We start from the raw sequence: 21,870 nt of genomic DNA, 5'->3' as shown, positions 1-21,870 counted from the left end.
TGAGTCCTTTCAGCCGTTCAGTAGCAGTATCCCCGCCACCACCAGGGCGACCACCTTGACCACCTCAAAACCGACGTATATGTAGTGGGCCCGGGAGCGCGGCCCCTCCTGCCCGGCCAGCACCCGGTCGGAGCGGCGGGTCAGGCGGGGACGAACCGCGATCAGTTGCAGGGCCAGCGCGGCCAGCGCGACTCCGAGCGCCACACTGACGCCCCCCGGCGTCGGGCCGGCCACCACCAGTGCCAGCAGGACCAGCGCGAACCCGACCTCGACGGTGTTGAGCGCGCGAAAGACCAGGCGGCCGATGCCGAGCCCGATCTGCAGCGTGACATTGGGCGCCCGGAACTTCAGCGGCGCTTCCAGGAACGAGATGGCCAGCACCATGCCGAGCCACACGAAGGTGATGGCAACCTCGATCGCCGGGCCGGTGCTCACCTGGCCGCTCCTTTCAGCGAGAGGTGGGCCAGACACAGGTCTGGCTCGGCGAACACGTCGAGCCGCTCGACGCCGACTGGCGCCGCCCATGATTCCAGAGCTCCTTGCATGAGCCCGAGGTGGATCGGACAGACGATGGCGGATCGGCTTTCGGCGACTTCCAGAAACGGGCAGTGGCGCAGGCCCAGCTGGTGCTGCCCGTCGGACACCCGGCGCTCCGGGGCGAACCCCAGCTGGTCGAGCACCCCCACCAGGTGCTCGATCGACTTCTCGGCGTTGCTGTCGGTTGCCGGTGCTTCCAGCCGCTGCCCCCAGGCGCGTCCGGCGGCCAGCGCCTTCGCTTGTGAATCAGGTTCGGCGGCAAGGCCGTTGGAAAGGATTTCGGCGAGCAGCCGATAGTGCCGCGCGCCACCTCGGTCCATCTGCCGAACCGCGGAGAACATCTGCGGCGGCCGTCCCGGACCGCGTGGACCGGACTCGACGCGCTGCGCCTGGCCGTCGGCGACCAGGGCGTCGAGGTGGAACCGGACGGTATTCGGATGTATTTCCAGCGCGTCGGCAATCGCAACGATGCTCATCGGAACGCGTGATGCCCGCAATACCCGCAGCACCGCGCGACGGCGTCCCGTCGGCTCCTGGACTGATCTGGCGATATCACTCACCTCCGGAATCGTCGGCTCTGGGCTCGGCGGCCACCAGGGGAGTATCAACCCCCAGAGGCCCAATCTTGGCAGCCCCGCCCGGCGAACCCAGCGGTTCGTCCCGGCCCGGCAGGGTTTCGGTGAAGAACGCCGCATTGTCTGCCCGGTAGGGTTCCAGCTCGGCCGGCAGGTCGTCCTCGTAGTAAATGGCCTCCACCGGGCATACCGGCTCACAGGCTCCACAGTCCACACATTCGTCCGGGTGGATGTAGAGCGCCCGGCCCCCCTCGTAGATGCAATCGACCGGGCACTCCTCCACACAGGCGCGGTCCATCACGTCGATGCACGGCTTTCCGATCACGTATGTCATGCGCTAGATTTTACACAACCAGTTTTGTAAAAACTACTTGAGGCGGGGAACCCTATGCCCGACAACGAACTTGACGTACGCCGACTACGCAAACCGGACAAGCATCCGATGATTTTCGCCCGCTACGCCGCGTTGCCCACCGGCGGGTCGTTCGTTCTGGTCAACAACCACGACCCCAAACACCTGCGCGCCGAGTTCGACACCGAACACCCCGGCGGCTACGGGTGGGAATACGTCGAAAAGGGCCCCGAGGTGTGGCGTATCCGGATCAGCAAGCTGACCACCACGCCACTGCCCCGGGTCCTGGCCGACACCAACGACACCCACGACACCGCCGTACCCACCGACGCCACCGGAGCAGCATGGAAATTGGAGGTCCGGGAGCGTCATCTGGACTCCAACATCGTCGCCCTGCCGCCCGGCGGCGGAATCGGCATTGCATACTGGACCGGATCTCGACGTCTTGATCCACGTCTTGTCTGGCAGCGGCCGGCTGAGCACCGAGGAGGGCACCATCAACCTGCACCCGGGCGCACTGCTGTGGCTGCCACGACGCTCGCGCCGGCAGTTCACTGCCGGCCCAGCGGGCTTGCGATACCTCACCGTGCATAAGCGGCGCCAGGCGCCGGCCTTGGAACCCGCTGTGCCCCAGGGCAGCTGATGGCGGACGAACCAGACGGATGCGAGCGGCCGCTGCCCCAGTCGAGTCGCGACGAGGATCATCTGCAGGGGCACTGGCTGCTGGCCCGGCTGGGCAAACGGGTGCTCCGGCCCGGTGGCGTGGAGCTGACCCGCACCCTGCTGGCCCGCGCCGACGTCAGCGACGCTGACGTGCTCGAGCTGGCTCCGGGTCTAGGCCGTACCGCCGCCGAAATACTGGTCCGGCACCCGCGATCGTACGTTGGCGCGGAAGGCGACCCGGATGCCGCCAACCTGGTTCGCGGGGTGCTGCAAGATCACGGAAACCGGGGCGACGTGCGGGTCACCGATGCCTCCGATACCGGATTACCCGACGCCAGCGTCGATGTGGTGATCGGCGAGGCGATGTTGACCATGCAGGGGGATGCGGCCAAGCACGCGATCGTGGCCGAGGCGGCGCGGGTGCTGCGCCCACGCGGCCGCTACGCCATTCACGAGCTGGCCCTGACGCCCGACGACGTGCCCGACGACGTCAGCACCGAGGTCAGGCAGTCGCTGGCACGGGCGATCAAGGTCAACGCGCGTCCGCTCACCGTCGCGGAATGGTCGCAGCTGCTGGCCGGACACGGCCTGGTTGTGGAGCACGTCGCGACCGCCCCGATGGCACTGTTGCAGCCGCGCCGGCTGATCGCCGACGAAGGTCTGTTCGGTGCGCTGCGCTTTGCCAAGAACGTCCTCACCCAACCGGCCGCGCGTAAGCGAGTGCTGGTGATGCGCAACACATTCCGCAAGCATCGAGAGCGGTTGGCCGCGGTGGCCATCGTCGCCTCCAAACCGGCGATATCGGGCATCTGATCGCACCGATCGCGGGACTTATGCCTTCGTGCTGGTGACAAACGGCTCTGACCCGGCCGGGCCGCCGTAGATAGCGTCCATAGCGGCGAACCGGCACACGAAGGACGAGTCATGTCATCGCGCAACGCACCTCTGGGAATTGTCGTCGGCATCGACGAGTCACCGTCCGCCCGGCTGGCGGTACAGTGGGCGGCCCACGATGCCGAACTGCGAAACATCCCACTGACACTCGTGCATGCCGTGTCGCCCGAAGTGTCGAGCCGGCTGAAGATGCCGATGCCGGCGGGCCTGGCGCGCTGGCAGCAGGATCGGGGACGCCGACTGGTCGACGAAGCGCTCAAAGTGGTCGACGAGGCCGCTCAGGGTGGCGGTCCTGCCGGCGTCCACACCGAGATCCTGGGGTCACCAGCCGTTCCGGCGCTGGTCGACCTGTCCAAAGACGCGGAAATGGTGGTCACGGGTTGTCTGGGCAGCGGACGATGGCCTGGCCGGCAGCTCGGCTCGGTCAGTTCCGCCGTGCTCCGCTACGCACACTGTCCGGTCGTGATCGTCCACGACGAGGACCCGTCGGCGGCGCAGCGCGGTCAGGCACCGGTGCTGGTGGGCATCGACGGCTCGTCGGCCTCCGAACTGGCCACGGCGTTCGCATTCGACGAGGCCGCACGCCGGCGCGTGGGGCTGGTGGGCCTGCATGCATGGAGCGACATCGATGTCTCGGAGTGGCCCGGAATCGATTGGCCGGCAACACAGTCGATGGCCGAACAGGTGCTGGCCGAGCGCTTGGCGGGTTGGCAGGAACAGTACCCGGATGTGGCGGTAACCCGGATCGTCGTGCAGGATCAGCCGGCGCGCCAGCTCGTCGACAAGTCCGGACAAGCCCAGCTGGTGGTTGTCGGCAGCCGGGGCCGCGGCGGGTTCGCCGGAATGTCGGTGGGCTCCGTCGGCGAAGCGGTCGCGCAGCTGGCACAGGTACCGGTGATCGTGGCACGTGAATCGCCGGAGTAATTCGGTTGGTCAATTCACGCCGGCGGAATCAGCTCCAGCACGTCCCCGACCGCGCCGCTCAGCACAGATAGCACGGTCACCGTCGGCTGACCCAGGAAGAAGTTCACTCCCGGATTGATGGACGGAAGGTACGGGCAGGCGTTCGGCGTATAGGACTGCGGCAACAATCCGATATCCACCAACGCGGCCTGGGGTCCTTGCACGGTCCCTAACGCCAGGTAGGGGACAACGGTGAACGGGTTGGGTACCGATAACAACGCGGCAGGGGTGGGAATATCCGCATAGCTGAGCCCGGGCCCGTAGGACGAGTAGCCCATGTCGACGAGCACCCGCAGGCGTCGGGAACATCGGCAGCCAACTGTCCGGCATCCTCACCCACAACAGCGCGCCGTAATTTCCCTGCCTCGTGTGCACTCCCGCGCAGCGGGACGTGCGCGGCACGGGCCAGATCGGCGCGAGCTCAGTCGCGGACCACCAGCACCGAGCATTCCGGGTGCCGGAAAACGGGATGTCCCGACGGGCCAACCAGCCGCACCAGCTGATCAGCCTCGGCCGCTCCGATCACGGCGAGCAATACCCGCTCGCGGTGCTCGGCCAGGAAGCGAGCGATGCCCGCTTTGGTGGTGACCGGGTAGACCCGCACGCCGGGATGGCGCTGGTGCCATTCGTGCACCCGGCGTTCGAAGTCGCCGTCCGGGGTTTCGGTGAGTTCCTCCGGCCGCCCGCCCAGCGCGAGTATGGGCGCTTGCCGCAGCATCGCTTCCCGGGCCGCATGCTCGACGACCGCGTCGTTGTCGGGCGCGTCGGTCATGCGCACCACAATCCAGTTGATATCCAGCGGCGGCTGATCCGCATCCGAGCGGATCACCGCGACCGGGCAGTGCGCTTTTTCGGCGAGCTCGGTTGCCGTCGAACCCAGGATCGAGCGAGCGTAGCGCCGCATCCCGGTGGATCCGACACAGACCAGTTCGGCATCGCGGGAGGCCTCGACGAGAACCGCGCCGGCCGGCCCGCGCGGGGTATCGGTCTCGACCTTGACCTGCTTCCCGGTGGCCGCCACCGCGACTTGCGCTGCCCGCAAGGACGTTTCGGCATGCCGCAGGTCGCGTTCGTAGTCTTCCGGGGAGGGATGCGTGGTCTTGATGACCGAGATCAGGCGTAGCGGCACGGCTCTGCCGTGGGCCTCGTCGGCACCCCACAATGCGGCCGTGATCGCCGCGGGCGAACCATCGACCCCGACAACGACCGGTTTCATGTCCGCTCTCCTTTGCCTTTATCCCGGCACCTTGTCGAATAACCTTGCGTGGCAATATTTCTCGTCACTTCTGGTCCCATTGTGGTGTGGCCGGCGCCGGCTGGGCAAGCCGGTAGACGTCGACAAGCCGCGCGATGTCGCTGGCCGTGACGATGCCGACCACTGCGCCCGCGTCGACGACAAGGGCACGGCTACGGGGGCCGGCCGGCGCCATCTGCTCGAGCAGCGCGCTCAGCGGCTCCCGGGGTGCCGCGGTCGGCACCTCCTGCAGTGGTACGGCAATGTCACGCACGCTGGTGGTGCCGCGTCGGGCGGGTGGCAGCTCGCGCAGCTGCCTCAGCGTGACCAAACCCATGATCGATCCGTCCTGCTCGGCAACCGGGTAGGCCGAGTGGCGGTCGCCGAGCACATAACGCTGGATGAATTCCTCGACGGTGATCCATCCGGGGGCGGTATGCGGCTGGGGGGTCATTGCGTCTGCGACCGTGACGCCGGAGAAGAGCTGCCGGGTCGAAATCCGGGTTTCCTCCTCCCGAGCGGCAGCAAAGATGAACCAGCCGATGAAGGCCAGCCAGACGCCACCGACCAGGCCGCCGGCCACAAACTCGGCCAGTCCCAGCGCGATCAAGACGAGCGCCACCACGCGTCCGGCCCGCGCCGCGCCGATTCCGGCGCGCACGATGTCGCCGTGACGGCGCCAGAGATAGGCCCGGACCAGCCGGCCGCCGTCCAGCGGTGCGCCCGGCAGCAGATTGAACAGGCCCAGCAGCAGATTGACCCCCGCCAGCCACCATGCCACGCTGACCACGATCGGCGGGGTCCGTATGACGGCGAGCGCGACGGCCAGCGTGCCGAATGTCGCGGACAGCGCCAGGCTGGTGGCCGGGCCCGCGAACGCGATCCGGAACGCGGCCTTGGGTGTCTTCGCTTCACCGCCCAGCGTGGTCACCCCGCCGAACAGCCACAGGGTCACGTTCTCGACGGGTACCCCGCAGCGGCGGGCGACGATGGCGTGCGCGAGTTCATGAGCCAACAGCGACGCCAGCAGGACTGCCGCCCCACCGGCGCCGGCGAGCCAATAGGCCACGGGTGCATAACCTTTGACCGCACCGGGCAACGTCGTGGCCAGACTCCAGGTGAACAACCACAGGATGACCAGCACGCTCCAATGGACCTTCACCGAAAACCCGGCGATCCGCCCCAGCGGAATCTCGTCGTGCACGTCGATAACCTCCGAAACTGGCGGACCAGGCCCGGGCCGCCGACGTCGCTAGCTGGTGATGGCCATCGGCGCGCAGATCGCCTTGACGAACTGCGCGATGGAGTGCTCCGGGAGGTGCCGGGCGATGTCCGCTTCGGTGACGATGCCCACCAGGCGGTGCTCTTCGACGACCGGAAGGCGGCGGACCTGATGCTCTTCCATGACGTTGAGCATCTCCGAGATGCTTGCGTTCACGTCGACGTAGTAAGTGTGATCGTGCACCAGCTGCCCGGCGGTCGTGGTGTTCGGATCCAGCCCCGTCGCAATGCCTTTGATCACGATGTCGCGATCGGTGAGCATTCCATGGAGCCGGTCGTCGTCTCCACAGATTGGCAGTACGCCGATGTCGTGCTCACGCATGTGTTGGGCAGCAGCACTTAACGTTTCATGCTCACCGATGCATGTCACGCCAGCGTTCATGACGTCGCGCGCGGTGGTCATCGCATCCTCCTCGAGTTCGATTCACCTACTACCGAACGTAAGGCGACGCCGCGGCGGACACTAGGGTCGTTTGACCTTCTGGTCGCGGATCAATGGCCCCGTGCGACGACGCGAGAAGCTCGTTGCCCGTCGACGCGTCGACTGGGGACTTCGGGCCCTACCAGGCCACCGGCTCGCATGGTCGGATGGACTGCGTCACCGTATTCGGGACTATGGCACAAAGGAGAAAATGATGACCACTCTTCCTGTGAAGCGAGAACAACATTCGTTGTTCCCCGAGTTCTCGGATCTGTTTACGGCGTTCCCCTCCTTCGCCGGGCTTCGCCCGATGTTCGATACCCGGCTGATGCGGCTGGAGGACGAGATGGCGGAAGGCCGCTACGAGGTGCGCGCCGAGATGCCTGGCATCGACCCGGCCAAGGATGTGGATATCACGGTCCGTAACGGGCAGCTCACCATCAAAGCCGAACGCACGGAGAAAAAGGAATTCGAGGGCCGGTCGGAGTTCTCCTACGGCTCGTTCGTCCGCACGGTCTCACTACCGGATGGTGCCGACGAGGACGACATCAAGGCCACTTACGACAAGGGCATCTTGACTGTCTCCGTGGGGGTTTCAGAGCCCGCCAAGCCTGAAAAGCACATCCAGGTAGCCACCAATTAGCCAAGCGTTACGGGTCCGGGCATCTTGTGCCCGGGCCCGTAACATCGCTTCGGCGATATCACGCCGGTATCCGCAGCCGATCTCAGCAACCGGGAGCGGTGGGCTGCGGCAGCGGCAGCCGCTCAACCCGGTGCTTGATACCGAGCAGCAATCCTCGGGTGCCCAGCGAGATCATCGGCCTGGCCAGTTCCAGGGCGAACACTTCGCCGGGGCGGCGCAGCGCAATCCGGGTCCGGGTGAGGAGCCGGACGCGATCCTCCCAGTGCGGCTGAAGGTGGAATGACCACACCGCATTCCAGCGCAGGTCCGGTCGCGTCGCATTGAGCACGAGGTATTTGTCGGGCACGATTTCGGCGACACGCAATGTCACCCCGTCGGGCAGGCCCATCCAGCCTTCGGGAGCCAGCCGCACCACATCGCCCACCGCGAGCTGTTGCCATTCCGGGTGGACTCGATCGGCGTCGTTGTGGCGAAGCCCGGCCAGGTTTTTCAGCCCTTCACCACCGTAGAAACCACCGCGGTCCTGACCCATTTGCACCAGCCACGGCCACACGGCGGCTGCCGGGGCGTCGATGTTCAGCGCTTCGGTCGTTTGGGTAGCCGGGTCGCTGACCAAGGCGTCGCCGGGCAGCAGCATCCGGGCTTCCTGCTTGGTGGTACCCCAATTGCGGTAGTACCGCCGCGCGGCGTACAGCACTGCCAGCGCGGCCCCGGCCCCGGCAACCCGCTTGATCGTCTTGGACATAGCGCCAGTCTGCGGCCCACCACGGGTCGTTCACCAGGGTCTATGGTCCTCGCCGCACAAGCCGACATACCGAACAGGTGACTTTAGACCCTATTCCGCAACATGAGTGTGACGAAATGATGACCTGGTCCACGTAACTTGGCTGCGGTTGTGGCTCAGCAAGGATTAGGACGGCTATGCGTGGCGACCCACCATTATTGACTGATTCCGACGTCGATGGTCTCGCCTGGGAATTCCTGCGCTCACGCTACGTAGACACCATCTACGCCGGCTGGTCGCCCGATCGGCGCCTGGACACTTTCCTGCGACGGCGCGGCCTTGGCCGGGTTGCCGACGACGGCGATCTGTCCAACATCGTTCTGGATCGCATCATGAGGTACGTGGGCATCGTGCCCCGTGAGCTGTCCGATATGACGGACGAGTCGCCGGTCCCGATTCACTGAGCCCACCGTTTGCCGGAGCGACTGGCGATAATCCGACCAGGTTGGGAAGTCCGGCACTAGTCCTTGGGGACTAACGGCACTATTGCCCCCGGTGCCCTACCGCGGATAGTGATGCCGATCGATGGGGATCGGAGGTGGCTGGCGGTGGAACAGCTGACGACCATGGAGGCCAGTTTCCTGGAGGCGGAGGACGCCGACAGGCACGTGAGCCTGGCCATCGGCGCGCTGGCTGTCATCGACGGACCCAGCCCCGGGCGAGACGAGCTCGTCGAGACGCTCTCGGAGCGAATGCGAACCATCCCCCGGTTGACGCAGCTGGTGCACAAGCACCCGTTGGAACTCGCGGCGCCGGAATGGGTTGACGACGCCAACTTCGACATCACCCACCATGTGCGGTGGGCGGCATTGCCGCGGCCCGGCGATGATGCCGCCTTGTTCCGGACCATCGCCGATCTCATGGAGCGCCGGCTCGATCGCGACCACCCCTTGTGGGAGTGCTGGATCATCGAAGGCCTGCCGGAACGGCGGTGGGCGGCGCTGATAAAGATCCACCATTGCATCGCCGACGGAATTGCCGCGATGCGGATGTTGGCCAACATCGCCGATACGGGTCCGGCCGCGACGTTCGCCACCGACATCCGCGCCGCCAAAGAACCGCCGGCGCCGATCGGCAATCCGGCCGGGCTCAGCCTCAATCCGCTGAGCTGGGCCGGCGGACTGTGGCGCGCATCGGTGGCCACCACCGGCGCAGCCGCGCACACCGCCAAAGGCGCGGCCGAATTCGTTGCCGGCTTACTCGCTCCCGCCGCAAACTCGTCGCTGCGCGGCTCGGTGACGAACATGCGCCGTTACAGTGCGGCGCGGGTGTCGCTCAAAGATGTCGAAACGGTGTGCGAGGTCTTCGGCGTCACACTCAACGACGTGGCACTGGCCGCCATCACCGATAGCTATCGTGCGGTCCTGCTGCGTCGCGGTGAGAAGCCGCGGCGCAACTCGCTGCGCACCCTGATCCCGGTATCGGTGCGCACGCCGGATGCCATGGACCGCACCGATATTCGGGTGTCGGCGATGCTCCCGTCGTTGCCGGTGGAGCAGGACGACCCGGTGAAGCGGTTACGGTCGGTGCACACCCGGTTGGACAGGCTGAAAGGCAGCGGTGAGCGCCAGGCCGCGAGCGCCTTTGTCGCCCTGGCCAACTTCGTGCCGTTCGTGTTGAGCGCGTGGACGGTTCGGCTACTGGCGCGGCTGCCGCAGCGCAGCGTCGTCACGCTGGCGACCAATGTGCCGGGTCCCCGCCAGCGGCTACAGGTCCTGGGCCGCCCGGTGGAAGAGCTGCTGCCGGTGCCGCCGATCGCGATGCACCTGCGCACGGTCATCGGCATGCTCACCTATGTCGACACATTGGTGTTCGGCATCACCGCCGACTACGACGCCACGCCCGACGTCGACGAACTCGCGCGCGGCATCGAACTCGGCGTCGCCCGTCTGCTGGCCCGCGCCCTGGCCCGCAAACAGACCCGCGCGAAGCAAAGCCGGCGGCCGACCCGGTTGGCCACCTGAGTTCCGGAGGCAGCTGTTCGTGATTTCGCTTCCGATATCTAGCCCGCATGCGGGTCCCGCTTAGTCGAGGAAGGAGCCCCTCATGTCCGATCAGCAACTACTACGTCAAACCACCCCGTATCCGCTGCCGCACCCGTTGCGCACCGTGCGGTTCTGGCTGGCCCCGATCGTCGTCACGCTCGCCGTATTGGCGGGACTGTCGTGGCTGTTTTTCGGCAGCAGCCTGAACCCGAAGAAAAACTTCCACAACTTCCCGATCGCGATCGTCAACGAGGACACGGGAAGCGCCCAGGCGGGCGCAAAGATCACCGACGCACTCAAAACCAAACTCGAGGAAGGGCATAAGTTCGATATCCGGTTGCTGACCTCCGAGGAGGCGAACCATCAGTTCGACACCGGCAGGATCTATGGCGCGCTGGTGATACCGCCGGACTTCTCCGACAAACTGCTGGGGTTGTTGCAAACCGTGTCGAAGCCGGGCGAGCTGACCAAGCCGGTCATCACGATCGAAACCAACCCGCGGGCCAGCGCGATGGGCGCGGGCATCGCCGAAAGTGTGCTGAAAAAGGCGATGGTCGACTACAACACCAAGGCCGGCAAGAAACTCACGGATGCGGCGGCTGCGGGCGGTGGCGACCAGCTGAGCGCCAGTGCCGCATGGGTGCTCGCCAATCCCCTCGACGTTCGGGTCGAGCAGCGCAATGAGCTGCCTGACGGCACCGGGATCGGACTGTCCAGTTACTTCTACACCCTGATGTTGCTGATCGGCGGCGTCACCGGCGCCCTGGTGGTGAGCATGCTGGTCGAGGCGATGCTCGGCTATTCGCCGGCCGAATTCGGACCGATGTACCGGTTGGCGGATCGGGTCCGGGTGTCGTGGTTCCGCACGCTGCTGCTCAAGTGGATGTTGGTGGCGGTGGTGTCATTGTTCTCCTCGGCGGTCTACCTGTGGGTGGCAAAGGCCTTCGGGATGCCGGTGCCCCACCCGTGGGCGCTGTGGCTCTTCGGTGTCTTCATCATGTTGACCGTGGGGGTCGCCTCCACCAGCCTCATCACGGCATTGGGTACGCTCGGCATCCTGACCGCCCTGTTCATCTTCAACTTCCTGGGCCTGCCGTCCACCGGCGCCACGATTCCGCTCGAGGCGGAGCCGAAGATCTTCAGTTGGCTGGCCAATTTCGAGCCGATGCGCCAGGTGTTCATCGGCACCCGGGCGCTGCTGTACTTCGACGGCCGCCTCGACGCAGGCCTGGGCCGCTCCCTAACGCTGACGGTGATCGGGCTGGTGATCGGTGTGGTCTTCGGCGCCGTGCTGACCTGGATCTACGATCGTAAGGGCATCCACCGCATCGCGGCGGTCCCAACGACCGCCCCCGCCGCAACGCCGGCTCCTGAAACCGGCTCCGCGGAACCGGCTCATTCCATGTCCGGCGCACCGTCGGACGCCACGCCTGGATCAGCCGAGGAGCGTGGCAAGCACGAAGCGCCATAGCGCAACGACGTCGCAGGCCGGCCTGTGTTGGCTCAGTCGGGTTCTTGCGCGGGTAGATACCGCTCCTCCACCGCTTGGGCGAGGTGCAGACGGATGCGCTCCAGGTCGGCGGCGCGATTCGCCAGTAGCTCGTCCTCCCAGGCGGCCACCTGCGTGGCGAGGTCTTTGTCGGCGATAGTGCCGTCTAGCCAGCGGGAAAAGTCGCCGCGTTCCAGGTGGTATTCGAGCGCTTGTTGGTCGAGATGCCTTACGGCAGTGCCGAAATCACGCATTGTCGCCGCTGGCGCAATGGCTTGGCGGGCGCTGGTGTGAAAGTAGAAGCGCCGGTCATGGGGCAGGCCGATATCGACATACTTGTGCCAGTGCCGCACGTGGGCGGTCTGACGTTGCGCGATGGTGAACTCGCGCACCGGCTCGGAGCCGATCCGTATGCTGGCTCGCCGCCGAGACGCGATACCTGACGTCGCGTCGCCAGTGGTGAGGGTTAGCACCACGTCGCTGGCATCGATCTCGTGGGCGGGCAGCGACGCCGGGGCAAACGACGACAACACGTAGCCGCCTCGCCGAGCCCAGTGTGCATGCTCGCCGCCGCTGAGCAGGTGGGCCTCGTCGTAGATCACCCAATGTGGGTATCCATACTGGTGTCGGTGCGCCTCGGCGGCAGACCGCAATCGATACATGTAGTCGACCTTGGATGGCTCGCTGAGTGCTGACATGTCCACCACCATGCTGGAATGCGGTTGCAACATGGTGAGCAGTTCGACCGGCTCAGGGAGGTGGTGGCCGCCGTCGAACACCTGCACCCGGTTGAGCTGCTGCAATTGCACGTGGTCGCCTTCGGGGTCGAGGACAAGGACGGAGTAGTTGGCGAGGATCCACTGCTCTGCCATCAACCCGACGACATAGCTTTTCCCTGTCGCGGCAGGTCCGGTGACCAAGATCCGGCCCTGGCTTCCGGGTACCCGGGTCGGCGTTGCGTCGTCGAACGTGCCGATGTCGACCCACCGGCGGGGTGGACACCAACGTTGTACCCCAGCGAGATATGGGCCGCTCAACAGCTCGGCGACACCGGCCCCGTCCGGTTTGTCCAAAACCAGGTCGGCACTTCGCCGAACCGATGCGACGGCATCGGCCACGGCCGCGCCGATCTCGGCGATACCGAATAACGACAAGTCGTTCTCGGCGTCGCCCACCGCCACGGTGTTGTGCGGGGACAGCTTCATCCCCCCCAGGACTGTCGCCAGTCCGGTCCCTTTGGTGGTACCTGCCGGCAACACCATGAGAGCACCACGGTTGTGGGCGATCTGGTAGTCCAAGCCAAGCTCGCCGATCACCTCGATGATGGTCGCGGCGTGCTCGCCGTCGGCGGCAACCAGCACCTCACCGCATCGGTACGGGACTCCGCGGTCAGTGAGGGCCTGCCGAAGGCCACCGTCGACCGGAGGTGCCAGCGCGCTGGCCTGGCCGTTGATGACAGTCACCGCGCCATTTTCGAGCACCATCGCGTCGACCTGGTGGGGTATCCGTGGGAATTCGGCCTGCAATTCGGCTCCGATGCGGCCGGAAACCAGCACTACCGCAAGGCCATCGCGCCGGGCCTGCTCGATAGCCGCCACGGTATGTGCGGATATGTTGCCGCCCGATGTGAGCGTGCCGTCGAAGTCGAGCGCGACCGCCTTGAAAAACGTCACGGCCCTTCCAATCTGTTGCCGACGAGGGGGCTGAATATGTCGTCTGGACTCCCATAAAGCCCTACCGGACAGGTAGCCGTCAACTCCCCCGCATCACCGAAGCTTGGCCCGGAAGCGTTTAATGCAGCATCGGCACAACAAGTTTCGCCTCGGGTAGCCGCCCGTTGAACTGGGTCGACTTCGAGGCGTTCGACGCGCGGGGCTGGATGGGCATGGTAACGATCCGTGTCGAAACCCGCCCCGGGCGATCGGTGATCGGGACGATCAATCGCAGCCCGGGTTCGCGAACACCAATGACCCGGCCGAGTCGAATGTGCACGCCTCACTGATACTGCTGCACCACCCTGACCGAGGCAGCCGCCACCAGCATGAGTACCACACCAAGCCCGAAACCCGACGGAACCAAGACACTGTGGTTCATGAAGGCCTGCTGACGGCAGCGCGCAGCGACAACACATACGGCATAACGCTAGAACCGCCATTGCCGTCGGTCAGCGGCCAGAGGTCCCCTGCCGCCTGGCGAAGGTCCCTACGCTTGGCGCAGTCGGCTACGAGATACGGCCCTCGGGCCTTTCGCCTCTATTGCCGGGAGCGATGCAGCGATTGGATGGCCGTATGGGGACCAGCCAGTCGCACCGATCGCCAGATAATCGCCGGATAGAGGTACCGCCATGAGCACTCCACCACCCACCCCGCCGAGGACACGCATGTTTGCCCGCGTGATGGGTCCCTTTCTCGTTATCGTCACCGTTACGGCGATCGCCCGAACCTCGGAAATGCGAATGCTGCTGACGGAGTTCCGGGCAAACTTTGTGTGGCCCTGGGTCGGTGGCGCGTTCACTCTGCTGACCGGGCTGGTCGTCGTCGCGCTGCACCGGCACTGGCGGGGCGCCCCCGCGATCATCGTGTCGGCCGTCGGATGGATGACCACCCTCAAAGGGTTCTTCCTGATGGCCTTCCCCCAAACCTACCTGGGGTTTGCCAGCGACGCGATCGAGGCGCCGGCCTGGTGGCGGGGCACCTTCATCGTCATGGCGCTGGCCGGGCTGTATCTGACCTTCATCGGATGGGCTCCCGTCCCGCACCGAACGAATCCGCAAACGGCAACCCCACCCAAGGATCTGCCGCGGGCCGCCTGATCAGATCCCCACGCCCAGCGCGGCTTCCAGCTCGGTCAGGCACTGTTCGGTCAGCGGGATCAGCTTCTCGATATCGGGGACGATTTCGCGGCCCGCGACGTAGCCGAACCCGATTTGGTCGGCGTAGGAGCACGTCGTCACGTTGAGCGCCTGACCGTCGTAGACGGTGGAGACCGGATAGATCTCGTCGACACGCGCGCCGTTCCAAAATCTTGCCGCACGGGGACCCGGAACGTGTGAAATCGGGACGTTGTATCCGGTGCGGATCTTCGGCGAAAACGGCAGCAGCGGAAACACTACCGTGGCGGCAATGCTTCCCGCGACCGTCAGCAACGATGCGGCCGATCCGCGTTTGCCCACCCACTGTTTTCCTTCCGACATCGACCGGTGAATCCTGTCCAACCGCGCCACCGGGTCATCGACGTCGGTACCCAAGGGGCACAACCAGAGACCGAACATGTTGCCGTGCTCGTCGTCTGCCCCGGCGTGGTCGTGACCACGCACCGTGATCGGGCAGGCGGCCACCAGCGACTGCTTGGGCAGCTCGCCGCGGTCGAGCAACCAGCGGCGCAGCGCGCCGGCCACCATGGCGGTCACTACGTCGTTGCCGGTGACCTCGGCGGCATGTTGCACCGCCTGGATGCGGATCTTCGGCCAGCTACCCGCCGCGACGGCTCGCTCGGGTCCGAGACGACCGTTGAATCGCGTGTACGGAGCTCCGAATGGCAGCACCGTCGTATGGCCGATCAGGCTGTCGACTATGGTCGATATCTCGCCGGTGACAACATGATTCACCAACCCGACCCCGGATGCGGCCGTCCCGACCAGCGTCCGCAACGGTGCGGCCAGCCGATGCAGCAGCCCGGTCGACGTCGACGACGGCGCGCGTTCCCGGTGATGCTCGGCGTAGAAGGGGGGCATCGATCGCCGGTCCGCATCGGTGCTCAGCGCCTCGGCGATCATCTTGAACCCGGCCACACCGTCGATGACCGTGTGATGCACCTTGATATAGAAGGCGAATCGGCCATCCTCGAGGCCGTCGATCAGATACGACATCCACATCGGACGGGACCGATCAAGGCGCTCGGCATCCAGCTCGGCGATCAGCCGCCAGAATCCCGCATCGTCAGCGGAGACGGTGCGCCGCTGGCAGTGTTGCCCGATGTCAACGGTGTCGGCGTCACGCCAGACCCAGATGCCCCCGGTGTCCACACCCTGATGCGGATATCGCCGCAGCCTCGGGTCGATCGGATCGTTGCCCGCCTGCGTTTCCCGATACAGCTCGTCGACGTATTCGGGACCCGCACCCGGCGGTGGTGACAGGATCAGCACAGCGCCGACATGCATTGGGTTGGACAACATTTCCGCGGTCATCATCGCCGCGTCCAGCGGATCCAGTGGGTTCATCTCGTCCTCCGCGGCTAGGCCGGGCGGTCGCGCTGTGCCGTCGGCCGGTCCAGAAGCCCTGATTGCTGTAGCGCCTCCTCGACAAACCGCTGCACCGGCCGGGACCGGAAGAATCCCGTGTGACCACCTGGATACCAAACGATTTCGGGTTTACCCCAGTGCTCCCACAGTCGGGTCACCTGCTCGCGCGGATGCACAAGCTGGTCGGCGACACCGGCGTAGATGAAACGGCCGGCCATGGGCACCAGCGGGGTAAGCGAAAGAGGTGAAATCATTCGGCCGATCGGTTCGGCCATCTTCACCGTGTCACGGCGCGGGTCGTCACGATGCAGGCCGGAGTGGCGACCCAGCAACTCGACCAGATCAGCGACCGGTACTCCGAGAATCGCGCAGGTGAGGCCCTCTTCGAGGCTGGCGACCAACGACGCAATGTAGCCGCCCAGCGACAGACCGTTCAGCCCGATCAGCGATTCCGGCTCCTGCAACCGTATCCACGACAGCAGCCGCCGGATGTCCCACACACCCTGAGCCGTCGCGTGGACGTTGTCGAGCACATCCTCGCCCGGAAACACCGCGCCCTTCGGCAGGCCGCGCGCCCGCGGGCCGTGCATCGGAAGGACCGGCATGACGATGTTCAGGCCGAGCTCGTCGTGCAGTTTCCAGGACCGAAAAAGCGCCAGATCCAGTGGGGCGCGACCCATTTCGGTCCCGTGCACACATACCAGCCAGGGGCGCGGTTCGGGGTGGCGCAGCAACAATGCGTACTCGCGGTTGTTCGCGGTGTATCCCAGCCATCGTTCGGCACCCGGTTCGCCCGCGTGCGGGGCATAGCCGCTGTCGAAGTGCAGGCGATAAAAGGTACGTCGGCGGTCCTTGACCTTGCGGACCGTGACGTCTGGGAGCGGCGGCGGATCACCAAAGAATCCTCGGGGCCACGCCAGCCATCCGCGGTTGCCGTAGAACTCGACGCCGGCCGCCACTTCGTCTCGGATTCGTTCGAACACGTGCCCAGCGCTGACCGGGCGGCGCGCCTTCAGGCCCATCAGGACGATCTCGTCACGAAATGCCTGGGCCGCCAACGCAATGGTGGGTCGTGCGATCGGCAGCTCGTCGGGAGTGTGGTCGAGATAGTCGCGCCATGACTGGGCGAAGTACCGACCGGTGTGCAGAAATGGTTTGACCACGTTGCCCAATCCACCGATACCGGGCGGGTTCAGCTGCCGTGGACCCGGGTGATCATGGACGTCATCACCGGCCGATGTTGCCATGGCGGCAAAGCTAACAGCCCGCGACGTGGTGCGTTAGGGTCTTACGTCCCGCCGAAGGTCACCGGATGGGACAAATCCTCGTAGGAGGAAGGGACTTTAGTCACTCGTGCCGGTGACTCGACAGTCGTAACTTCATCAGCGTCGGCAATCGCCGAAGTTTGCGGCGTACGCCGGTCGAGTATAAGCCCGATAGAGTTCAGGGAGTTGACATCATGACAGAGACGCCGCAGAAGGCCGAGCCACGCTGGGCCGAACTTTCCGACGAGGTGCTCGAATCGGTGGAAACCGGCCGCAAAAAGGCCATCGAGGCCGTCCGCAAGTTCGTCGATCAGATCGATTCCGTTCTCCCCGACGAGTCACGACGCAAGACCGTTGTCGACGCTGCCCTGGACTTGGCCGACGATCTGGTCACCGCGCGGATGGAGTTCTTCCGCAGCGTGGTGCGAAGCGCCGGCCAGGCGGCAAGCAAAACGCGGTGAATTGAAGCGGCGCAACGATCAATCCGAGTTGAGGGTGTCTTCGAGCCAATCCATAGTGACGGCATTCGACGACGTCAGGTTGCCGAGCTGGCAATGGGTGTCGGCGCCTTCGTCGGTAGTGAACATCCGAGCGGTCACCGGCCCGCCGGCCTGTCGGGCGAATACGTTGAATTGACGTATCGGCTCACCGCCCTCGCCGGAGCCGACGAGCGCCAGTGCGGGACAACGGATCAATGCCGGATCGACGCTGAATTGGCGCAGAAACCGGAATGTCTCGAGGAAGGTCGTCTGCCCGAACCGCAGGATCAGCGACCGGCTCATCTCCTTGATCTGGGGCGCCATTTCGGTGTCGGATATGTGCTCCAGCGCCGCAATATCGAAATCCTCTTCCGGGGCTAGCACTTCCTCCGGATCGCCGCCCACGGCCGCCACGAAAGAGACTAAGTATGCACGCAGGTCGATGATGGGTGAGTTAGCCACGAGAGCCCGAACCCTGCGTTCGTGGGCAGCGGCTCGCGCGACGAAGTAACCACCGAAGCTGATACCAAGTAGTGCGAGCCGTTGCGGGTCGACGAGCGGTCGGCCCAGTGCCAAGTCGATCCAGCCAGCCACCCAGCTTTCGGTATCGGGCACGAAATGCGTGCCGGGTTCGGTTCGCGCCGTGTCCATCTGGCCCGGCCCACAGATGAGCAGGACCCGCCAGCCGCGCTCCAGCGCCGCCGCGCCGATCTGAAAGTAGGTCTCTTCGAGGGTGCCGTCGAAGCCGCTGGTGGCGACCAGGGTTGGTCCCGGCCCGCTAGACCCCGGCGGGACGAACCAATACCCCGGCAGTCGCTGACCGCGCCACGGCAGCCACAGCTCTTCAACGTCGACGCACCCTTCGGTCATTGCGGCTAGGAAGGCCGTACGGCTGGCCAATCCGAGCTCGGCATGCCGGGCGGTTCCGAAGGGCGAAAAGTACTCGGCCGCCCGGTAACTGTTCGCGGCGTGCAGGTAGCGGTCTCGGGCACTGATACGGTGGCCCGCTGTCGCACGTTGCGTCGCGTCGGAACACTGACGGTCGGCGAGTTGGGCGAACGCATCGGACCAGCCCCGGGCGCCGGTGCCGCGAATCTGGCCCGCCACGGCCAGGCACTCGCCTACCGACGCGCCACCGTATGCCGCCGATCCCAGCTGGCGCAGCAGTTGAAAATCCAGCTCGGGATCGTCGAAACCAATGACTCGGGTACTGCTTCGAAGCGTCTTTTCCGACACGGATGAACTTTTACTCCGGCTCGTCTTCTCCCCGCAACCGGGTCATTCGACGTCCGGCTCGCCCGACATCCGCAGCACCGCCTCGCGGGCCTTGCGTTGCACGTCGACCGCCGCATCCCAGTCCCGGCCCGCGGGCCGGATCGGCATGCCGATGACGACGTCGATCGCGCCGCGACGCGGGAAATGGTGGCCCGGCCTCATCACCGACCGGGTCCCCCGGATGGCGACCGGAAGGGCCGGTACCCCGGCCTCGGCCGCGACGACGAATGCGCCGATGTGGAAGGGCCGCAAGCCCGGGGCGCGGGCTAGCCGGCCTTCGGGGAAGATGACCAGCGACTGCCCCGCTCGCGCACACCCGACCAGCTGGTCGGTGTCGGCCACACCCTGCTCACGCTGGTGACGTTCGACGAACTGGGTGCCCAGCCGCCGCAGCGCAAATCCGTACAGCCCCTGCTGCAGCTGCTCGGCGACGACGAAGTGGAACGACGGCGGCAGCACCGAGGCGAGCACGATTCCGTCGATCCAGCTCGGGTGGTTGGCCACCGCGATGCAGGTTTGGGCCGGCAAGTGATTGAGGCCATGCACCGTGATGGCCGTTCCGGTAAGGCGAGCCAGCAGGCGGATCGATCGCCGAACCGCCCACCACCGCCATCGCTCTCGGGGCAACAGCAACAGCAACAAGACCAGCGCCAGCCCCAGGACCAGGTACACCGCCCAGGTGTACGCCGCGAATGCGACGGCGGACGCCGCGCGACCGGTGCGGCGCAGCGACGGGGCCGCGCCGCGCAACCGCAGCCGCACCAACTCCAACCACACCGCATGTGGCCGGGCGCCGATTCGTCCCGCCTCGTACAGTTGCCGGCTGGCGGCCCGCCGGATCTTGCCGCTCGAGGTCTTCAACACCGTGCGCGGCGGCGCCAGCACCACGTCGTCCGGCGGTACGCCAAGCAAATCAACTGTGGTGGAAGCGATTTCGGAGCGCAGCGCGGCGCGGGCGGCGTCTTCGGTCAGCCGCGTCTCGGCCACCACGACGAGTCGTTCGGCGCCCCCCGACCGATCGGCGGAGGCGAACACCGCCACACAACCCTTGCGAACCCCGGTGAGGTTGCCGACGGCCTCTTCGAGCTCGGCCGGATGCAGGTTACGGCCGGCCCGGATGATCAGATCCTTGACCCGGCCGGTGACGTAGAGGTCGGCGTCGGCCATGTAGCCCAGGTCGCCGGTATCGAGCCAGTCGCCGTGGAACAGCGAACGGGTGGGCGTCGGGTTGTTGAAATATCCGGCGGTCGCCGACGGACCACGGAACTCGATGCGTCCTTCGCGGCGATCGCCCAGTTCGGTGCCAGCGGTGTCGACGATGCGGATTTCGTGGCCGGGCAGCGGCCGGCCGCAGGCCACGAAGCGCAGTGCGTCACGCTCGCCGGGCCAGGCCGGCTCGGCGCGCCCGGAACGCACGAACTCGTCGCGGCGGATCCGGTCGATCAGCGGACCCCGGCCAAGCGGCGGGAAGGCCAGGCCCACCGAGGATTCGGCCAGACCGTACACCGGGGTCATCGCGTCTGGCCGGAAGCCGTACGCGGCGAAGCGGTCGGCGAACCGTTCTATCGTCGCGGGGCTCACCGGCTCGGCGCCGTTGTAGGCCAATCGCCATGAGCTCAGGTCGAGCCCGGCGATCTCGTCGTCGCGGACCTTGGCCAGGCACAGCTCGTAGGCGAAGTTGGGACCGGCCGACATGGTCGCCCGGTTTGCGTGGATGGCCCACAGCCATCGGGACGGACGGATGAGGAAGGCCTGGGGACTCATCACCACCAGCGGGACGCCGAAATACATGCACCCCAGCCACGCGCCGATCAGACCCATGTCGTGGTACAGCGGCAGCCAGCTGACGAACGTATCCGTTCCCGAAGCCCCGGCGGCTTGGCCCATGGCCCGGATGTTGGCAAGCAGGTTGCGGTGCGCGAGGGCGACCCCTTTGGGCTGGCCGGTGCTGCCCGAGGTGTACTGCACCAGCGCGAGGTCGTCGGATCTCGGCCGTGGCAGCGCGGGGAGCGACGGCGAGGCGTCTTCGCTTGTGCCCATGAGGGTTTCGGGTACGACGACGTGACGCAGGCTTTCGACGTTGGCGCGCAACAGATGCCCCAGAGTCACCGCCTCGGGCACGGTGACCAGCAGCGTGGCCCCGGCGTTGGTGAGGATGCCGGTGGTGCGGCGCAGATGATCGGCCAACTGGGACGGCCGGGCCGGCGGGTAGACGGGAACGGGTACCGCGCCGGCGAGCACCACACCGGCGAACGTGGTGAAGTAAGCCCGGCAGGTGGGCAACATGATGGCAACCGTCTCGCCCGGCATGACGTCGTGGGCGATCAACCCGGCCGCCACGGCGGCCGCCTCCCGGTGCAGCGTCGCATACGTCAGGTCCGTGCCGCCGCCGGAATCGTCGAGCAGCCGGATGTGCATGCGCTCCGGGGTCGCGCCGACGTGCCAGTCGAGGACATCGTTGAGGGTCGACGCCGCTTCGGGCGCCAGCCCGCCTGGTTCCGTGGTGGGCAGAGACACCATGACGCCGCGCTCAGGGGCCAGGACGGGATGGCCGCGATCGACCGCCACCACCAGGTCACGCGGTGTCTCGGCACTGGCCAGCAGGTCTGACGGCAACGCCACCCCGTATTTGCCCTGTACCCGCAACAGCAGTTCGGCCAGTTCGAGGCTGCCGATACCGAGGTCGTCGAAAGTGCTGTCGAGCGTCACCGAGGGGGGCATGGCATGCGGGTGAACTTCGGCGACCAGGCCACGCACCAGTGCCAGGACGTCGCGCTCCTCGCCTGCCAT

The 21,870-nt window shown here is 66.2% G+C and carries 21 protein-coding genes and 1 pseudogene; 9 read left to right on the top strand and 13 right to left on the bottom strand.

Annotated elements, in window-relative coordinates:
• Positions 1 to 9: 9 nt before the first annotated feature.
• The 3 genes from MKAN_RS24825 to fdxA are packed head-to-tail and all read right to left on the bottom strand — an operon-like array spanning position 10 to position 1,446.
• On the bottom strand, positions 10 to 435 hold the full coding sequence (locus MKAN_RS24825; RefSeq protein ID WP_023372867.1) for a hypothetical protein: 426 nt from the start codon (positions 433 to 435) through the stop codon (positions 10 to 12).
• A complete protein-coding gene (locus MKAN_RS24820) occupies positions 432 to 1,097 on the bottom strand; it encodes a helix-turn-helix transcriptional regulator (RefSeq protein WP_023372865.1) in 666 nt (221 codons plus the stop codon). Before MKAN_RS24820 ends, MKAN_RS24825 begins: the two co-directional genes overlap by 4 nt.
• Positions 1,090 to 1,446 carry a ferredoxin gene (gene fdxA, locus MKAN_RS24815; RefSeq protein ID WP_023372863.1) on the bottom strand — a complete coding sequence of 119 codons (357 nt, stop codon included), beginning with the start codon at positions 1,444 to 1,446 and terminating at the stop codon, positions 1,090 to 1,092. Before fdxA ends, MKAN_RS24820 begins: the two co-directional genes overlap by 8 nt.
• A gap of 54 nt (positions 1,447 to 1,500) precedes the next feature.
• On the opposite strand from fdxA, the gene MKAN_RS24810 reads away from it, so the two are divergent.
• The 3 genes from MKAN_RS24810 (at position 1,501) to MKAN_RS24800 (ending at position 3,945) form a co-directional block, all read left to right on the top strand.
• The gene (locus MKAN_RS24810) at positions 1,501 to 2,058 is read left to right on the top strand and encodes a DUF2249 domain-containing protein (RefSeq protein WP_023372861.1); all 558 of its coding nucleotides are present in this window, start codon (positions 1,501 to 1,503) and stop codon (positions 2,056 to 2,058) included.
• Positions 2,059 to 2,106: 48 nt separating this feature from the next.
• The gene (locus MKAN_RS24805) at positions 2,107 to 2,940 is read left to right on the top strand and encodes a class I SAM-dependent methyltransferase (RefSeq protein WP_023372859.1); all 834 of its coding nucleotides are present in this window, start codon (positions 2,107 to 2,109) and stop codon (positions 2,938 to 2,940) included.
• A gap of 111 nt (positions 2,941 to 3,051) precedes the next feature.
• Positions 3,052 to 3,945, top strand: a complete 894-nt coding sequence (locus MKAN_RS24800; protein ID WP_023372856.1) for a universal stress protein — start codon at positions 3,052 to 3,054, stop codon at positions 3,943 to 3,945.
• A gap of 14 nt (positions 3,946 to 3,959) precedes the next feature.
• Here MKAN_RS24800 and MKAN_RS24795 read toward each other — a convergent pair.
• From MKAN_RS24795 to MKAN_RS24780, 4 genes and pseudogenes are all read right to left on the bottom strand, one after another.
• Positions 3,960 to 4,280, bottom strand: a pseudogene (locus MKAN_RS24795) (PE family protein); the annotation flags it as partial.
• A 125-nt stretch (positions 4,281 to 4,405) separates the two neighbouring features.
• Entirely contained in the window at positions 4,406 to 5,200 is a 795-nt protein-coding gene (locus tag MKAN_RS24790; RefSeq protein WP_023372852.1) for a universal stress protein, read from the bottom strand.
• A gap of 64 nt (positions 5,201 to 5,264) precedes the next feature.
• On the bottom strand, positions 5,265 to 6,422 hold the full coding sequence (locus MKAN_RS24785) for a site-2 protease family protein (protein ID WP_023372850.1): 1,158 nt from the start codon (positions 6,420 to 6,422) through the stop codon (positions 5,265 to 5,267).
• Between the two features lie 48 nt (positions 6,423 to 6,470).
• Positions 6,471 to 6,902: a CBS domain-containing protein gene (locus tag MKAN_RS24780; RefSeq protein WP_023372848.1), complete on the bottom strand. Its 432-nt coding sequence runs from the start codon at positions 6,900 to 6,902 to the stop codon at positions 6,471 to 6,473.
• Positions 6,903 to 7,131: 229 nt separating this feature from the next.
• Between MKAN_RS24780 and MKAN_RS24775 the strand changes: the two genes are divergently transcribed.
• Complete coding sequence (locus MKAN_RS24775; protein ID WP_023372846.1) at positions 7,132 to 7,563, top strand: Hsp20/alpha crystallin family protein; 432 nt, start codon at positions 7,132 to 7,134, stop codon at positions 7,561 to 7,563.
• Between the two features lie 82 nt (positions 7,564 to 7,645).
• Here the strand turns inward: MKAN_RS24775 and MKAN_RS24770 are convergent, their stop codons facing one another.
• A complete protein-coding gene (locus MKAN_RS24770; protein WP_023372843.1) occupies positions 7,646 to 8,308 on the bottom strand; it encodes a hypothetical protein in 663 nt (220 codons plus the stop codon).
• A 197-nt stretch (positions 8,309 to 8,505) separates the two neighbouring features.
• Between MKAN_RS24770 and MKAN_RS24765 the strand changes: the two genes are divergently transcribed.
• The 3 genes from MKAN_RS24765 (at position 8,506) to MKAN_RS24755 (ending at position 11,803) form a co-directional block, all read left to right on the top strand.
• Complete coding sequence (locus MKAN_RS24765) at positions 8,506 to 8,751, top strand: hypothetical protein (RefSeq protein ID WP_232336024.1); 246 nt, start codon at positions 8,506 to 8,508, stop codon at positions 8,749 to 8,751.
• Between the two features lie 144 nt (positions 8,752 to 8,895).
• Positions 8,896 to 10,311 (top strand): WS/DGAT/MGAT family O-acyltransferase, encoded by a 1,416-nt coding sequence (locus tag MKAN_RS24760; protein WP_172836654.1) that lies wholly within the window; start codon positions 8,896 to 8,898, stop codon positions 10,309 to 10,311.
• 82 nt (positions 10,312 to 10,393) lie between these two features.
• Positions 10,394 to 11,803: a YhgE/Pip domain-containing protein gene (locus MKAN_RS24755; protein ID WP_023372836.1), complete on the top strand. Its 1,410-nt coding sequence runs from the start codon at positions 10,394 to 10,396 to the stop codon at positions 11,801 to 11,803.
• A gap of 32 nt (positions 11,804 to 11,835) precedes the next feature.
• On the opposite strand, the gene MKAN_RS24750 is transcribed toward MKAN_RS24755, so the two are convergent.
• Entirely contained in the window at positions 11,836 to 13,494 is a 1,659-nt protein-coding gene (locus tag MKAN_RS24750; protein WP_023372834.1) for an HAD family hydrolase, read from the bottom strand.
• Between the two features lie 671 nt (positions 13,495 to 14,165).
• Here MKAN_RS24750 and MKAN_RS24740 point away from each other — a divergent pair.
• The gene (locus MKAN_RS24740) at positions 14,166 to 14,633 is read left to right on the top strand and encodes a hypothetical protein (RefSeq protein ID WP_036391413.1); all 468 of its coding nucleotides are present in this window, start codon (positions 14,166 to 14,168) and stop codon (positions 14,631 to 14,633) included.
• Here MKAN_RS24740 and MKAN_RS24735 read toward each other — a convergent pair whose 3' ends face one another.
• Positions 14,634 to 16,040 carry a wax ester/triacylglycerol synthase family O-acyltransferase gene (locus MKAN_RS24735; protein ID WP_023372826.1) on the bottom strand — a complete coding sequence of 469 codons (1,407 nt, stop codon included), beginning with the start codon at positions 16,038 to 16,040 and terminating at the stop codon, positions 14,634 to 14,636. It lies immediately after the preceding gene.
• Positions 16,041 to 16,054: 14 nt separating this feature from the next.
• A complete protein-coding gene (locus MKAN_RS24730) occupies positions 16,055 to 17,308 on the bottom strand; it encodes an alpha/beta hydrolase family protein (protein ID WP_023372824.1) in 1,254 nt (417 codons plus the stop codon).
• Positions 17,309 to 17,520: 212 nt separating this feature from the next.
• On the opposite strand from MKAN_RS24730, the gene MKAN_RS24725 reads away from it, so the two are divergent.
• Positions 17,521 to 17,787, top strand: a complete 267-nt coding sequence (locus tag MKAN_RS24725) for a hypothetical protein (protein ID WP_023372822.1) — start codon at positions 17,521 to 17,523, stop codon at positions 17,785 to 17,787.
• A gap of 18 nt (positions 17,788 to 17,805) precedes the next feature.
• Here MKAN_RS24725 and MKAN_RS24720 read toward each other — a convergent pair whose 3' ends face one another.
• Together MKAN_RS24720 and MKAN_RS24715 are read right to left on the bottom strand one after the other, a co-directional pair.
• Positions 17,806 to 19,041, bottom strand: a complete 1,236-nt coding sequence (locus MKAN_RS24720) for an alpha/beta hydrolase family protein (protein WP_023372820.1) — start codon at positions 19,039 to 19,041, stop codon at positions 17,806 to 17,808.
• A 42-nt stretch (positions 19,042 to 19,083) separates the two neighbouring features.
• Positions 19,084 to 21,870 carry an AMP-binding protein gene (locus MKAN_RS24715; RefSeq protein WP_023372818.1) on the bottom strand — a complete coding sequence of 929 codons (2,787 nt, stop codon included), beginning with the start codon at positions 21,868 to 21,870 and terminating at the stop codon, positions 19,084 to 19,086.

The organism is Mycobacterium kansasii ATCC 12478, assembly GCF_000157895.3.
Lineage (GTDB): Bacteria > Actinomycetota > Actinomycetes > Mycobacteriales > Mycobacteriaceae > Mycobacterium > Mycobacterium kansasii.
This window is presented reverse-complemented; position numbering and strand designations above follow the sequence as displayed.